Source organism: Salmonella sp. K21076, from assembly GCF_039650795.1.
Taxonomy (GTDB): domain Bacteria; phylum Pseudomonadota; class Gammaproteobacteria; order Enterobacterales; family Enterobacteriaceae; genus Salmonella; species Salmonella enterica.
Window position 1 is genome coordinate 101451 of the sequence record NZ_JBCLYA010000025.1, and the last position, 15317, is coordinate 116767.

The following is a 15317-nucleotide window of genomic DNA, read 5'->3' on the forward strand; positions in this document are numbered from 1 at the left end:
TAGCCGCATATTCTACCCGTTATCCTCGGACACGCCAAACCACTGATGATACCAGCGAGGTAAAATTTGATCCCGTAAGCCTTGTATGCGCCAGCCCTGCGGAGAAAACAGCAGCGAAATTTGCCCCTGGTGGGGTGTATCAAACCACTGATACGCCTGCTGTCGGTAGCGCTGTTTTACCTTGCGGGACGGCAGCCGCCATGCGTTATAGCGCGATGCGGACGCCAGCGCCGCTTCACCATGTACGCGCTGAATAAATGGTAACGACGACGACGTATTACTACCATGATGCGGCACCTGGATAAACGTCGCCGCAAGATGTCGCCAGTAACGACTTAGCATTTTTTGTTCAGCGCCCGCTTCGATATCGCCCGTGAGCAGGATGCTATGTACACCGTCATCCACTTTGACCACACAAGAACGGTTATTTCCTCGATCGGCACTTTCGCGTAACGGCCAGTGCGCCTGAAACGTTAGCCCCTGCCATTGCCACTGCTCGCCGCGAAAACAGGGCAAATGTCCCTGCCAGCCTAACGGGCTGCGAATCCACATTGACGGCCAGACCTGCTGTAGCGAACGCAGCCCGCCCCGATGATCCAGATGCTCATGACTCAAAATAACGCCCTCCGGCGTCAGATTATGCCAGCGCAACCAGGGAATAATAACCTGTTGCCCGCTGTCGCCCTCCGGCCATGCCCGACCGGTATCGTAGAGTATTACTTTATCGCCCCTGACGATCGCTATCGCCAGCCCCTGACCGACATCCAGCATATGCACCTGCCATCCGCTGGCGTTTATCGGCCGCCAGAGTGGCCAGCTCATCAACAATAACCCGCATAAACAGACCGCCGGCCAGGTACGCCAGACGTTTAATCGCCACGCGATAAGCGTTAGCCAGGGTAAAAGCGTCAGCCACTGCCAACGGTTATCAATATTCACCCAGCCCTGCGGTAAAGCATTCAACAGGTAAAATAGCGCGGCTAACGCGCGATCGGTCAGGTACCATACCCACTCTTCAAGAAAAAACGGCCCGGTTAAATGCAGAATCATTCCCGCCAGGATGAGTGGAACCGTCACAAATGTGACCCAAGGTACGGCAAAAAGATTCGCCAGCATTGCGGTAACGCTTATGCCATGAAAAAGCGCCACCTGGAGAGGCAAAAGCAGAAGTGTAATGCCTGCCTGTAGGTGAAGCAGGTTAAGCAACCAGCGTAAGCCTCGTGGAAAATTTCCGTTTGGCGCAGGAAACCACTGATACCAGAATAACAGGCCGGCAACCGCAAATGCTGACAGCCAAAGACTTTGTGATATAACCGCCACAGGATCGGCGAAAATAATCGCGGCCAGACAGCAGCACCAGACTTGCCAGCCGCTCCACTGTCGTCCGCTTAATTTCAATCCTCCCCAGACGCTCAGTGCCGCCACCGTGCGCAGCGCAGGCGGTTGTAAGCCGGTAAGCCAGGCATAACATATCGCGCAAAGAATGCCGCCCAGCAATGGCGTCTGCCAACGAATCCATCTGACCGGCAAAAAGAATTGTCCGCCACGGATTAATCCGGCAGCCAATAACGCAGCAAAAGCGATATGCAGGCCGGAAATCGCCATCAAATGGGCAGTCCCCGTATCGCGCATAACGGCCTTCACCTCCTGCGACACCGCTCCCCGCTCCCCCATTCCCAACGCCAGAATAACCTGCTGCCACGGATAAGGCGCAAGCGTAGCGCGAAGCGAAGCAAGATAGCGCCCACGCAAGCTACACTCAGGGTTAATCGCTTTAGCCTGTAGAAAACGCCCGGTCAACGGTTGGTGCTGCGCCAGCGCGTAACGCTGGCTATCAAAACCGCCTTCGTTAAGCTGTCCGTGTACCGCTCTGACCTTCAGCGTCATCGCCCACTGCTGTCCGGCACACACTTCCGTGGGTAAGTACTGGCCATGCAGGACAATCCCTACAGCAGGAAAGAGTGGCTTTCCATGCAAATGGGTAATTCGCCCATAATGAGTGGTCATATGATCGGTGGCAGTAATGACGACTGTCGCCTCCTGCGTCGCGGCGGGCAGGACGTTTCCCACCCAGATGGCCTGCCTGGCGGCAAAAATCCCCCACATGAAAAAGAGCAAGGTTAATGCCGCGTAGCGCGCATAGTGATGGGGTATGAGGCAAAGCAAACATGCCAGACAAAACAGCACCGCGAGAATCCACGTATCAGGTAATACTGGCAATATCATGAGCGGAAGTATGCCGCATACTACGCATACGCTGACCGTCGTTATCTTCATAGACACCTCCCTGTGCGGGAAAGTGTGCAGGTTCAGGACGCCATTGTCTGGAGGGGATTTTGTGCTATACGGCGCGGATTCCAGGTTTTTTACCTGATAAATGTAAGACGCAGCAAAAAATGCGAAACGTTTTCCAGTTTTCGGTCGAATAGCGTTTGCGCCTGACGGCGTATAAATGAAAAAAGCACCCTGACGGTGCTTTTTTCGGGTTCAAGTTTTGCGTTAAAACTTAACCGTAAATATTGGCGCGATCGCGCAGTTCTTTACCCGGTTTAAAGTGAGGAACGTATTTTCCTTCCAGTTCCACTTTATCGCCGGTCTTGGGGTTACGTCCGGTACGAGGCGCGCGGTAATGCAAAGAAAAACTGCCGAAACCGCGGATTTCAATACGCTCGCCCTGCGCAAGAGTCGAGGCCATATGCTCCAGCATCTCTTTTACCGCGTCTTCAACCGCCTTAGCGGGAATGTGAGATTGCTGGGTTGCAAGTCTTTCAATCAATTCTGACTTGGTCATGATTCCTCCGGTTCCTTAAAGGCAAATTGGCTGCAGCCGTGAGATTGATTAAGGGCGGCCGTAGCCGCCCTTAGTGCTTGATTACAGGCCGAAACCTGCAATCTGTCAAGTAATCTCGTTATACTTCGGACTAAAAGGCCCGAAGTTTCAGAGGATTACTCGCCTTTAGCTGCTTTGAATGCTTCAGCCATTGCGTTGTTAGAGAAGTTTGCATCTTCCTGCTTGTTAACAGTTGCGATGGCATCTTTCTCGTCAGCTTCGTCTTTCGCACGAACAGACAGGCTGATTGCGCGGTTTTTACGATCAACGCCGGTGAATTTAGCTTCAACGTCGTCGCCAACGCTCAGAACCAGAGTCGCATCTTCAACGCGGTCACGGGATGCTTCAGAAGCACGCAGGTAACCTTCAACGCCGTCAGCCAGTTCTACGGTTGCGCCTTTAGCGTCAACTGCAGTGACTTTACCGGTTACGATAGCGCCTTTCTTGTTCAGAGCAACCCAGTTGTTGAACGGATCTTCTGCGAGCTGTTTAACGCCCAGGGAGATACGTTCACGTTCTGCGTCAACCTGCAGAACAACTGCAGCGATTTCGTCGCCTTTTTTGTATTCACGAACTGCTTCTTCGCCTGCAACGTTCCAGGAGATGTCAGACAGGTGAACCAGGCCGTCGATGCCGCCGTCCAGGCCGATGAAGATACCGAAGTCAGTGATAGACTTGATTTTACCTTCAACGCGGTCGCCCTTGTTGTGGGTTTCTGCGAACTGCTGCCACGGGTTAGATTTGCACTGCTTCAACCCTAAGGAGATACGACGACGTTCTTCGTCGATATCCAGAACCATCACTTCCACTACGTCGCCAACGTTAACCACTTTGGACGGGTGGATGTTTTTGTTGGTCCAGTCCATTTCGGAAACGTGAACCAGGCCTTCAACGCCTTCTTCGATTTCAACGAAGCAGCCGTAGTCGGTCAGGTTGGTCACGCGACCGGTCAGTTTGGTACCTTCCGGATAACGTTTAGCGATAGCAACCCACGGATCTTCGCCCAGCTGTTTCAGGCCCAGGGATACACGGGTACGCTCGCGGTCGAATTTCAGCACTTTCACGTTGATTTCGTCGCCAACGTTCACGATTTCGCTCGGATGCTTAACGCGTTTCCAGGCCATATCAGTGATGTGCAGCAGGCCGTCAACGCCGCCCAGATCAACGAATGCACCGTAGTCAGTGAGGTTCTTAACGATACCTTTAACTTCCATGCCTTCCTGCAGGTTTTCCAGCAGCTGATCGCGTTCTGCGCTGTTTTCGGATTCGATAACGGCACGACGAGAAACCACAACGTTGTTACGTTTCTGGTCCAGCTTGATTACTTTGAATTCAAGCTCTTTGCCTTCCAGGTGCAGAGTGTCACGCACCGGACGAACGTCTACCAGAGAACCTGGCAGGAACGCGCGAATACCGTTCAGCTCAACAGTGAAGCCACCCTTAACTTTGCCGTTGATAACACCGGTAACAGTTTCAGCATCTTCGTAAGCTTTTTCCAGCGTGATCCATGCTTCGTGACGTTTAGCTTTCTCACGAGAGAGCAGAGTTTCACCGAAGCCGTCTTCTACTGCATCCAGAGCAACGTCAACTTCGTCACCAACCTGGATTTCCAGTTCGCCCTGGGCGTTTTTGAACTGCTCAGCCGGAATGGCAGACTCAGATTTCAGACCGGCGTCAACCAGTACTACGTCTTTGTCGATAGCAACAACAACACCACGAACGATGGAACCCGGGCGGGTTTCGATTTCTTTTAAGGATTCTTCAAAGAGTTGAGCAAAAGATTCAGTCATGTTTAATCTTCAGGTTTCATATTTAACGTCCACCTGGCTCCGTGCCGGATGGGGTTGTTTAACATACCCGCTGTCAATCCTTTGCAACGGGGGTACTACAAATTCGGTCGCATTTAAGCGAGAGCCAATTTTTGGCGCGCATATTGTAACGCTTTTTCAATCACTTGCTCAATGCTTAATCGGGTAGAATCCAAAACTAATGCATCAGCAGCAGGAACTAACGGCGCTACAGCGCGATTACGATCGCGATCGTCGCGTTCCTTGATCTCGGCCAAAAGGCGTTCAAAGTTAACACTAAAGCCATTCTCCTGCAACTGTAGCATACGTCGATGCGCACGTTCCTCCGAGGAGGCGTCAAGGAAAATTTTTACCGGCGCATCCGGGAAGACCACGGTCCCCATATCGCGTCCATCGGCGATTAAACCAGGCGCTTCGCGGAATGCGCGTTGGCGGCGAAGAAGCGCTTCACGCACGCGTGGGAATGCCGCCACCTGGGATGCCGCGTTCGCGACTTCCTGCGTACGAATTTCGCCGCTAACGTCCTCGCCTTCCAGGATAACTTCCAGGTTGCCGTCCGTTGAGACGAAACGCACGTCCAGATGGGACGCCAGCGGCACCAGCGCATCTTCAGAGGCGAGATCGACATGGTGGTGCAATGCCGCCAGCGCCAGTACGCGGTATATCGCGCCGGAATCCAGCAGATGCCATTGCAATGCTTCCGCCATTGCTTTGCACAAGGTGCCTTTACCTGCACCGCTTGGGCCATCAATGGTTATTACCGGGGCAATTGCCGTCATCTTTATCTCCTTAAACAGGCGTACCGTTAACGTAAACGCCGCGCATTATACGCGCCAACGCTCGCGACCGTTAACGTTGCGTGCAAAAACCAGTTTTGTCTGTAATCAGATGCGGAATAATTGCGCAATTATAGCGGGCTGGCGAGAAACCAGCCCGAAAGATGACAATGATTTACTTTTTATCTTCGGCAATTCTGTCGCGCATATGCTGCGCGCGATCGGCTGAGGCCGGGTGGGAGTCCATCAATGATTTTGCATGACCTGCGTCCATTATGGCGAATTTATCGAATGCCGTGACTAAGCCCTGGGTGTTAATCCCACGTTTTTTCAGCAGATTGTAAGAGAAGTCATCCGCATCCGACTCCTGACTGCGAGAAAACGCCAAATTGATGACGCCTTCCGCCAGATCGCCCAATTGAGACTGGGAAAGCTGCGCTGCGACGCCGCTGGTGGCGGAAATCGCATCGCGAGCCGCCAGCGTGGCATAGGCGGTCTGCATTGCCTTGCGGGAGTGCCCTAAAGAGACATGGCCCAGTTCATGGCCCAGTACGCCTTCAATTTCATTATCGGTCATCAGATCCATCAGGCCGGAGTATACGCGAACGCAACCGTTCGCCATCGCCCATGCGTTGATATCGCTGGTCATATAGACTTTATAGCTAACCGGCGTACCGTCAATGTTGTTACCCAGCGCTTTAGCGATTTTACTCAGACGTTTGGTGTATTTGCTTTTCGAACCTGCCAGTTGATTCTCGCTGTCCATTTGTTTACAGGCATTATTAGATAATGCTTTAACATCCGCATCGGACAGTGTGGCGGCTTTGTAGGCTGACATGCCGGAACTGGCGATTAAATTGCCATTCACGCCATTTTTACATCCTGCCAGTAGCGTGGCGGAAATCGCCACCGCCAGTAGTAATGATTTATTTTTCATACTAATCTTCCGTTGATAACTATTATAAAAAACACATAAATCAATGTGTTAAATCACCAACAAATTAGCATTAGTCATAATTATAAAAATAGTGCGAATACGGACTCGACGCGCCAGCCCGTCGACTGGCGCAACAGAAGAATTAGGCAGGCGTACTCATCCGCGCCAGTTGTTCGAAATAATCAGGGAACGTTTTTGCGGTACATTTAGGGTCCAGGATCGTGACTGGCGTATCGGACAGTGCGACCAGTGAGAAACACATCGCCATACGGTGGTCGTTGTACGTGCCAATATCCGCGTGTTGGAGCTTCGCCGGCGGCGTGATACGAATATAGTCGTGCCCTTCTTCGACTTCAGCGCCCACTTTACGTAGCTCGGTCGCCATCGCGAACAGGCGATCGGTTTCTTTCACTCGCCAGTTATAAATATTGCGCAACGTCGTGGTTCCTTTCGCAAACAACGCCGTGGTGGCAATCGTCATCGCCGCATCCGGAATATGGTTCATATCCATATCTATGGCGTGCAATTCGCCGCGCGTGCAGGCAATAAAATCATCGCCCCAGGTAATGGTCGCGCCCATTTTCTCCAGCACATCGGCAAAACGAATATCGCCCTGCATACTTTTGCGGCCAATCCCGGTCACTTTTACCGTGCCGCCTTTTATCGCCCCAGCGGCGAGAAAATAGGACGCTGACGAGGCATCGCCCTCGACCAGATAGCGACCTGGAGAGTGATACTGTTGACCGCCCTTCACGACAAATTGTTGGTAGTGATGGTTCGCTATCTCCACGCCAAAGGTTTTCATTAAATTTAGCGTGATATCGATGTAAGGTTTTGATACCAGTTCGCCTTTAACGCGAATAATTGTGTCTTCAGGCGCCAGCGGCGCCGTCATCAGCAGAGCGGTCAGGAACTGGCTGGAAACGCTACCATCAACCTCAATGTCGCCGCCGATAAAACCGCCGCGCAGACGCAGGGGCGGATAGTTTTCCTGCTCCAGGTAATCAATATTCGCCCCACCCTGACGCAGCGAATCGACCAGATGGCCTATCGGACGCTCTTTCATACGCGGTTCGCCGGTTAACACTATCTCATTTTGCCCCAGACATAGCGCTGCCGCTAACGGACGCATCGCGGTTCCGGCATTACCGAGAAACAGTTCCAGAGTGCCTGACGCGCGTAATGGGCCGCCATTACCCGTGATATCACAGCGGGTGCGATCGGCAGAAAGGGTGTAATTGATCCCCAACGCGCTCAGGGCATTGAGCATATGGCGGACGTCATCGCTATCCAGCAGATTCGTCAGAACGGTTTTACCACAAGCTAAAGCCGCCAGGAGCAAAGCACGGTTTGAAACACTTTTGGAGCCAGGTAAATTAATGGCGCCATCGACCCGCGCGATGGGTTGTAACGTCAGGGATTCCATGAAACTCAACTCTCAAAAAACAGAAATAAAAACCCCACAGACTGGCCGTGGGGATGAAAAAAGAAACGTATTAGCCGTGGCGGCGCTCAAAATCGATCATGAAATCGGTCAGCGCTTTCACCCCTTCAATCGGCATGGCGTTATAGATAGAGGCGCGCATACCGCCAACAACACGGTGCCCTTTTAAGGCGTGCAGACCAGCGGCGAAAGACTCTTCCAGAAAGACCTTGTCCAGCGCATTGTCCGCTAACTGGAACGGAACATTCATCCGCGAACGGTTGGCCTGTGCGACATCGTTACGGTAGAAATCGCTGTTATCAATCACACCATACAGCAACTCCGCTTTTTGCTGATTGATTTTGTGCATCGCCGCCACGCCGCCCTGCGCTTTCAACCATTTGAACACCAGACCGGAAAGATACCAGGCGAAAGTCGGCGGTGTATTAAACATCGAGTCGTTATCATTCAGGACGGTGTAGTCGAGGATGGACGGGCAGCTCTCATGCGCCTTGCCTAACAGATCCTCCCGGACGATAACCAGCGTCAGTCCTGCCGGACCGATATTCTTCTGCGCGCCAGCATAAATTACGCCATAGCGAGAGACGTCCAGCGGCGCAGACAGGATGGTAGAAGAAAAATCCGCCGTGACGACCACTTCCGGGCCAAAATCCGGCGTTTCATCGATGGCGATGCCGTCAATGGTCTCATTCGGGCAATAGTGTAAATAAGCGGCGTTATCGGAAAGCTGCCACTCGCGCATCGGTTTTACGGCACGTTTGCCGTCAACGGTGATTTTGGCGTCGATAATCTGCGGCGCACAGTATTTTTTGGCTTCTTTGATGGCGCTCGCCGCCCAGTAACCGGCATCGACATAATCCGCCGTGGTTTTATCGCCCAGCAGATTGAGCGGCACGCCAGCAAACTGCCCGCGACCGCCGCCGTGACAAAATAAAACTTTATAGTTGGAGGGGATATTAAGGAGATCGCGAAAATCCTGCTCCGCCTCTTCAGCGACCTGGATAAACTCTTTGCCTCGATGGCTAATTTCCATTACCGACGTACCAAGACCGTGCCAGTCACGCAGTTCCTGTTGCGCCAGTTTAAGTACTTCCGCCGGTAGCATCGCCGGACCTGAACTAAAATTAAAGACCTGAGCCATTTCCCCTCACCACGCTGCATTGTTTCCTGCCTGACAGACATCAGGCAAACGTTATTCATGTGAATATCGGTTTTATCATTCAGTGACACGCGCCGCAATGGGTAAAACAATGCGAGGAGAAAATGCGGCATGCGTCACACAACAGAATCTTCCGGATTAACCGTATAAATCCGATATTTTCGCTGTTAAACAACGCGTTTAGCCCGGCTTGCCTTCGTCCATTCTGGATTTGCGCAGCGCGGACATAATTGCTTCTCCCCGACATTCATGCGTATCACTTCACTGCAACGTACGCAGGCATAGTCGCCAGCCTCCGGCGCCACGATAAAGCGTGGCGTACAGTGCTCAGGAAGAATGCTTAACCCCGGCTTAACGTCTTTATTTTCAAAGAAATAGACGCTGATTTGTCCGTTTGTCTCCAGGATGGCCAGTCTGACCTGCCCCAGTTGCTCAACGCCATTCAAGCGAAGCTCCATAAAAAATTCAAACTCCGTCATGTTCGAGCGCTGCAGTTTTTCCCACGCCAGTTCGCCGTCTTCAACAATGACCACCGACTTGCCTTCCAGCAGATCTTCCAACTTTTCACTATGCGCCATCAGCCACATGACTAGGCGATAGAGCAGCGCCAGGGTGATGAATACCACCAGAACAGGGAGCATCGGAACGTCATCATAAAACGCGACGTCGCCTGCCGCCGATCCCAATGTCAAAATGATCAGCACTTCAAAAAGCGACATTTGCCGTACGCCGCGTCGTCCTGTCACCTTTAAGAAAAGAAACACCAGAACAAAGGTGTAAAAGCTACGTAGCGCCACTTCCCCCAAAAACGCTACCGACACGTTATCCAGCGCCATTCGTTGCAAATCAAATGCTTTCATTTTTTATGCTCTTCCTGTGAATTCCAGTGTAAAAGCATAGCCAATACTTTTATTTCCGCCGACGTCCCGGCGAGATAGCGCCCGTCACATAAAACCCGTATCATTGCGCGCTTTCCGTACGACAAAAGTGATTTTCATGACGCAAACATTTATTCCCGGCAAAGACGCCGCGCTGGAAGACTCCATCGCCCGCTTCCAGCAAAAGTTACTCGACCTCGGCTTTCACATCGAAGAGGCCTCCTGGCTGAACCCGGTGCCAAACGTCTGGTCAGTGCATATTCGCGATAAAGAGTGCGCGTTATGCTTTACCAACGGAAAAGGCGCGACCAAAAAAGCGGCGCTGGCCTCGGCGCTGGGCGAATACTTCGAGCGTCTGTCAACCAACTACTTTTTTGCTGATTTCTGGCTTGGCGAAACGATCGCCAACGGGCCATTCGTGCATTATCCGAATGAAAAGTGGTTCTCGCTGACTGAAAATGACGACGTACCGGAAGGCTTGCTTGATGCCCGTCTGCGCGCGTTTTACGATCCGGAAAATGAACTCACCGGAAGCCAGTTAATTGATCTTCAGTCCGGCAATGAAGAACGCGGCGTCTGCGGCCTGCCATTTACCCGTCAGTCCGATAACCAGACCGTGTATATTCCGATGAATATTATCGGCAACCTGTACGTCTCTAACGGAATGTCCGCCGGCAATACGCGTAATGAAGCCCGCGTTCAGGGACTGTCGGAAGTCTTCGAGCGTTATGTGAAAAATCGCATCATTGCGGAAAGTATCAGTCTGCCGGAGATTCCCGCAGAGGTGATGGCGCGTTATCCGGCGGTAATGGAGTCAATCGCCACGCTGGAAGCCGAGGGTTTCCCGATTTTCGCCTATGACGGCTCGCTGGGCGGTAAGTATCCGGTTATCTGCGTCGTGCTGTTCAACCCGGCTAACGGTACCTGCTTTGCTTCTTTTGGCGCCCATCCTGACTTTGGCGTTGCGCTGGAACGTACAGTGACCGAGCTACTCCAGGGACGCGGTCTGAAAGATCTTGATGTCTTCACGCCGCCAACGTTCGATGATGAAGAAGTCGCGGAGCACACTAATCTGGAGACCCACTTCATCGACTCCAGCGGCCTGATTTCCTGGGATCTGTTCAAACAGGACGCCGATTACCCGTTCACGGACTGGAGTTTCTCCGGCACTACCGAAGAAGAATTCGCCACGCTGATGGCCATCTTCGCTGCTGAAGATAAAGAAGTTTACATTGCCGATTACGAGCATCTCGGCGTATACGCCTGTCGTATTATCGTACCGGGAATGTCTGATATTTATCCTGCCGAAGATCTGTGGCTGGCCAACAACAATATGGGTAGCCATCTTCGTGAGATTCTGCTTTCGCTGCCCGGTAGCGCCTGGAATAAAGAAGACTATCTCAATCTGATTGAACAATTGGATGAAGAAGGTTTTGACGATTTCACCCGCGTGCGTGAACTGTTGGGTCTGGCGACCGGAGCGGACAATGGTTGGTATACACTGCGCGTCGGCGAATTAAAAGCAATGCTAGCGTTAGCGGGCGGCGATTTGGAGCAGGCGCTAATCTGGACAGAATGGACGATGGAGTTCAATTCGTCGGTCTTTAGTCCGGTACGCGCAAACTATTACCGTTGCCTGCAAACGCTGCTGCTCCTGTCGCAAGAAGATGCGCGTCAGCCGCTGCAATATCTCAATGCTTTTATAAAAATGTATGGCGCAGAGGCTGTAGAAGCCGCCAGCACCGCGCTTAGCGGTGAAGCGGCTTTTTATGGACTACCGGCTGTCGACCACGATCTACAAGCGTTCCCGGCGCATCAGTCCTTGTTAAAAGCGTATGATAAATTACAGCGCGCGAAAGCGGCATACTGGTCAAAATAAGGCCATATGAGTGACTTAGGGTAGGTTTACCCTCTCGGCTGCGTTATATTACGGGGCGCCTTTGCGGCCCCGTTTTATTTATTTTCACTAAACGGCGAAAAATGTAATAACAAGGTTAAATATTGGTTGTTGATATTAAATTAATTGACATAATGATGTTGCTTTATTTGTTGATTACTCCATATTAATTAACCGTGCAGCAGGAGGAGCCAGGAAAAAATTCAACTCTATTTATAATTTTTAAAATTTATTTTTATTAGGATAATCAAAAAGTTACACCGTAATTGCATAAAAGCCATGCGACTTACGGGCCTATAAGCCAGGCGAGATATGATCTATATCAAATTCTCATCTATAATGCTTTGTTAGTATCTCGTCGCCGACTTAATAAAGAGAGAGTTAGTGTGAAAGCTGACAACCCTTTTGACCTTTTACTCCCTGCAGCAATGGCCAAAGTGGCTGAAGAAGCAGGCGTCTATAAAGCAACGAAACATCCGCTTAAGACTTTCTATCTGGCGATTACCGCCGGCGTATTCATTTCAATTGCCTTTGTTTTTTATATTACTGCGACAACCGGTACTGGCGCGATGCCTTATGGCATGGCGAAACTTATCGGGGGTATCTGTTTCTCTTTGGGACTGATTCTCTGTGTTATTTGCGGCGCTGATCTTTTCACCTCTACTGTTCTGATCGTTGTAGCTAAAGCTAGCGGTCGCATCACCTGGGGACAACTGGCTAAAAACTGGTTAAACGTCTATTTTGGTAACCTGATTGGCGCTCTGCTTTTCGTGTTACTGATGTGGCTTTCCGGCGAGTATATGACTGCCAACGGTCAATGGGGACTTAACGTCCTGCAAACCGCCGACCACAAAATGCACCACACTTTTATTGAAGCTGTCTGCCTCGGTATTCTGGCGAACCTGATGGTTTGTCTGGCCGTGTGGATGAGCTACTCAGGTCGTAGCCTGATGGACAAAGCGTTCATCATGGTACTGCCCGTCGCCATGTTTGTCGCCAGCGGTTTTGAGCACAGTATCGCAAACATGTTTATGATTCCTATGGGTATTGTAATACGCGATTTCGCTACACCGGAGTTTTGGACCGCGGTTGGTTCGTCTCCGGAAAGTTTTTCTCACCTGACCGTGATGAGCTTCATCACTGATAACCTGATTCCGGTCACGATCGGTAATATTATCGGCGGCGGTTTGTTGGTCGGGTTGACATACTGGGTCATTTACCTGCGTGGTAACGAGCATCATTAATCTGTTGATGTCCATTACACGCAGTAAATAAAAAATCCACTTAAGAAGGTAGGTGTTACATGTCCGAGCTTAATGAAAAGTTAGCCACAGCCTGGGAAGGTTTTACCAAAGGTGACTGGCAGAATGAAGTAAACGTCCGTGACTTCATTCAGAAAAACTACACTCCGTATGAGGGTGACGAGTCCTTCCTGGCTGGCGCTACTGACGCGACCACCAAGCTGTGGGACAGCGTAATGGAAGGCGTTAAACAGGAAAACCGCACTCACGCGCCTGTTGACTTTGACACCTCCGTTGCTTCCACCATCACTTCTCACGACGCTGGCTACATCAACAAAGCGCTTGAGAAAATTGTTGGTCTGCAGACTGAAGCTCCGCTGAAACGTGCGATTATCCCGTTTGGCGGCATCAAAATGGTTGAAGGTTCCTGCAAAGCGTACAATCGCGAGCTGGACCCAATGATCAAAAAAATCTTCACCGAATACCGTAAGACCCACAACCAGGGCGTATTCGACGTTTATACTCCGGACATCCTGCGTTGCCGTAAGTCCGGCGTGCTGACCGGTCTGCCGGATGCGTATGGCCGTGGCCGTATCATCGGTGACTACCGTCGCGTAGCGCTGTACGGTATCGACTACCTGATGAAAGACAAATTCGCGCAGTTTACGTCTCTGCAATCCGATCTGGAAAACGGCGTAAATCTGGAAGCGACTATCCGTCTGCGTGAAGAAATCGCTGAACAGCACCGCGCTCTGGGTCAGATCAAAGAAATGGCAGCTAAATACGGCTGCGATATCTCTGGCCCGGCGACTAACGCTCAGGAAGCAATCCAGTGGACTTACTTCGGTTACTTGGCTGCGGTTAAATCTCAGAACGGCGCAGCAATGTCCTTCGGTCGTGTATCCACCTTCCTGGATGCGTACATCGAACGTGACCTGAAAGCAGGCAAAATCACCGAGCAAGACGCACAGGAAATGATTGACCACCTGGTCATGAAACTGCGTATGGTTCGCTTCCTGCGTACTCCGGAATATGATGAACTGTTCTCCGGCGACCCGATTTGGGCAACCGAATCTATCGGCGGTATGGGCGTTGATGGCCGTACTCTGGTCACCAAAAACAGCTTCCGTTTCCTGAACACCCTGTACACCATGGGGCCGTCTCCGGAGCCGAACATCACCGTTCTGTGGTCTGAAAAACTGCCGCTGAACTTCAAGAAGTTCGCCGCTAAAGTCTCCATCGACACCTCTTCTCTGCAGTACGAGAACGATGACCTGATGCGTCCGGACTTCAACAACGATGACTACGCTATCGCATGCTGTGTAAGCCCGATGATCGTTGGTAAACAAATGCAGTTCTTCGGCGCGCGTGCAAACCTGGCGAAAACCATGCTGTACGCAATCAACGGCGGCGTTGATGAAAAACTGAAAATGCAGGTTGGTCCGAAATCCGAACCGATCAAAGGCGATGTTCTGAACTTCGACGAAGTGATGGATCGCATGGATCACTTCATGGACTGGCTGGCTAAACAGTATGTCACCGCACTGAACGTTATCCACTACATGCACGACAAGTACAGCTACGAAGCCTCTCTGATGGCGCTGCACGACCGTGACGTTATCCGCACCATGGCGTGTGGTATCGCAGGTCTGTCCGTTGCGGCTGACTCCCTGTCTGCCATCAAATATGCGAAAGTTAAACCGATTCGTGACGAAGATGGTCTGGCTATCGACTTCGAAATCGAAGGCGAATACCCGCAGTTTGGTAACAACGACGCTCGTGTAGATGACATGGCGGTTGACCTGGTAGAACGTTTCATGAAGAAAATTCAGAAACTGACCACCTACCGTGGCGCTATCCCGACGCAGTCTGTTCTGACCATCACTTCTAACGTTGTGTATGGTAAGAAAACCGGTAACACCCCGGATGGTCGTCGCGCTGGCGCGCCGTTCGGACCAGGTGCTAACCCGATGCACGGTCGTGACCAGAAAGGCGCTGTCGCTTCTCTGACCTCCGTTGCTAAACTGCCGTTTGCTTACGCGAAAGATGGTATTTCTTATACCTTCTCTATCGTTCCGAACGCACTGGGTAAAGACGACGAAGTTCGTAAGACTAACCTGGCAGGTCTGATGGATGGTTACTTCCACCACGAAGCGTCCATCGAAGGCGGTCAGCACCTGAACGTCAACGTCATGAACCGTGAAATGCTGCTGGACGCGATGGAACATCCGGAAAAATATCCGCAGCTGACCATCCGTGTATCTGGTTACGCAGTACGTTTTAACTCCCTGACGAAAGAACAGCAGCAGGACGTTATTACTCGTACCTTCACGCAGACCATGTAATG

11 protein-coding genes are annotated in these 15317 nt (G+C 51.5%); 3 read left to right on the top strand and 8 right to left on the bottom strand.

The window, feature by feature from the left end; translation table 11 throughout:
- Positions 1-12: 12 nt before the first annotated feature.
- The 8 genes from AAYN39_RS09665 to AAYN39_RS09700 form a co-directional block, all read right to left on the bottom strand.
- Positions 13-2277, bottom strand: coding sequence for a ComEC family protein (locus AAYN39_RS09665; protein WP_000705794.1), 2265 nt, complete (start codon positions 2275-2277; stop codon positions 13-15).
- A gap of 229 nt (positions 2278-2506) precedes the next feature.
- Positions 2507-2791 (bottom strand): integration host factor subunit beta, encoded by a 285-nt coding sequence (ihfB, locus tag AAYN39_RS09670; RefSeq protein ID WP_000167332.1) that lies wholly within the window; start codon positions 2789-2791, stop codon positions 2507-2509.
- A gap of 155 nt (positions 2792-2946) precedes the next feature.
- A complete protein-coding gene (gene rpsA / locus AAYN39_RS09675) occupies positions 2947-4620 on the bottom strand; it encodes a 30S ribosomal protein S1 (protein WP_000140324.1) in 1674 nt (557 codons plus the stop codon).
- Between the two features lie 113 nt (positions 4621-4733).
- Positions 4734-5417 carry a (d)CMP kinase gene (gene cmk, locus AAYN39_RS09680; RefSeq protein ID WP_000125007.1) on the bottom strand — a complete coding sequence of 228 codons (684 nt, stop codon included), beginning with the start codon at positions 5415-5417 and terminating at the stop codon, positions 4734-4736.
- Positions 5418-5589: 172 nt separating this feature from the next.
- Positions 5590-6351: a M48 family metallopeptidase gene (locus AAYN39_RS09685; RefSeq protein WP_000792300.1), complete on the bottom strand. Its 762-nt coding sequence runs from the start codon at positions 6349-6351 to the stop codon at positions 5590-5592.
- A gap of 142 nt (positions 6352-6493) precedes the next feature.
- Complete coding sequence (gene aroA, locus AAYN39_RS09690; protein WP_000445205.1) at positions 6494-7777, bottom strand: 3-phosphoshikimate 1-carboxyvinyltransferase; 1284 nt, start codon at positions 7775-7777, stop codon at positions 6494-6496.
- Between the two features lie 70 nt (positions 7778-7847).
- Entirely contained in the window at positions 7848-8936 is a 1089-nt protein-coding gene (serC, locus tag AAYN39_RS09695) for a 3-phosphoserine/phosphohydroxythreonine transaminase (RefSeq protein WP_000079590.1), read from the bottom strand.
- A 185-nt stretch (positions 8937-9121) separates the two neighbouring features.
- The gene (locus AAYN39_RS09700) at positions 9122-9814 is read right to left on the bottom strand and encodes a DUF421 domain-containing protein (protein ID WP_000642873.1); all 693 of its coding nucleotides are present in this window, start codon (positions 9812-9814) and stop codon (positions 9122-9124) included.
- Between the two features lie 136 nt (positions 9815-9950).
- Here AAYN39_RS09700 and ycaO point away from each other — a divergent pair, with 136 nt between their 5' ends.
- The 3 genes from ycaO to pflB all read left to right on the top strand — a co-directional run bounded on the left by ycaO (position 9951) and on the right by pflB (position 15315).
- The gene (ycaO, locus tag AAYN39_RS09705; RefSeq protein ID WP_001764662.1) at positions 9951-11711 is read left to right on the top strand and encodes a 30S ribosomal protein S12 methylthiotransferase accessory factor YcaO; all 1761 of its coding nucleotides are present in this window, start codon (positions 9951-9953) and stop codon (positions 11709-11711) included.
- A 404-nt stretch (positions 11712-12115) separates the two neighbouring features.
- Complete coding sequence (gene focA, locus AAYN39_RS09710; protein WP_000642539.1) at positions 12116-12973, top strand: formate transporter FocA; 858 nt, start codon at positions 12116-12118, stop codon at positions 12971-12973.
- A 59-nt stretch (positions 12974-13032) separates the two neighbouring features.
- Positions 13033-15315 (top strand): formate C-acetyltransferase, encoded by a 2283-nt coding sequence (gene pflB, locus AAYN39_RS09715; protein WP_001292799.1) that lies wholly within the window; start codon positions 13033-13035, stop codon positions 15313-15315.
- Positions 15316-15317 lie beyond the last annotated feature (2 nt).

Bases quoted from the DNA above. Each gene is read 5' to 3' on its own strand.
- pflB (WP_001292799.1), top strand. From the start codon at position 13,033: ATGTCCGAGCTTAATGAAAAGTTAGCCACAGCCTGGGAAGGTTTTACC.
- AAYN39_RS09665 (WP_000705794.1), bottom strand. From the start codon at position 2,277: ATGAAGATAACGACGGTCAGCGTATGCGTAGTATGCGGCATACTTCCG.
- cmk (WP_000125007.1), bottom strand. From the start codon at position 5,417: ATGACGGCAATTGCCCCGGTAATAACCATTGATGGCCCAAGCGGTGCA.
- serC (WP_000079590.1), bottom strand. From the start codon at position 8,936: ATGGCTCAGGTCTTTAATTTTAGTTCAGGTCCGGCGATGCTACCGGCG.
- AAYN39_RS09700 (WP_000642873.1), bottom strand. From the start codon at position 9,814: ATGAAAGCATTTGATTTGCAACGAATGGCGCTGGATAACGTGTCGGTA.
- rpsA (WP_000140324.1), bottom strand. From the start codon at position 4,620: ATGACTGAATCTTTTGCTCAACTCTTTGAAGAATCCTTAAAAGAAATC.
- ihfB (WP_000167332.1), bottom strand. From the start codon at position 2,791: ATGACCAAGTCAGAATTGATTGAAAGACTTGCAACCCAGCAATCTCAC.
- AAYN39_RS09685 (WP_000792300.1), bottom strand. From the start codon at position 6,351: ATGAAAAATAAATCATTACTACTGGCGGTGGCGATTTCCGCCACGCTA.
- ycaO (WP_001764662.1), top strand. From the start codon at position 9,951: ATGACGCAAACATTTATTCCCGGCAAAGACGCCGCGCTGGAAGACTCC.
- aroA (WP_000445205.1), bottom strand. From the start codon at position 7,777: ATGGAATCCCTGACGTTACAACCCATCGCGCGGGTCGATGGCGCCATT.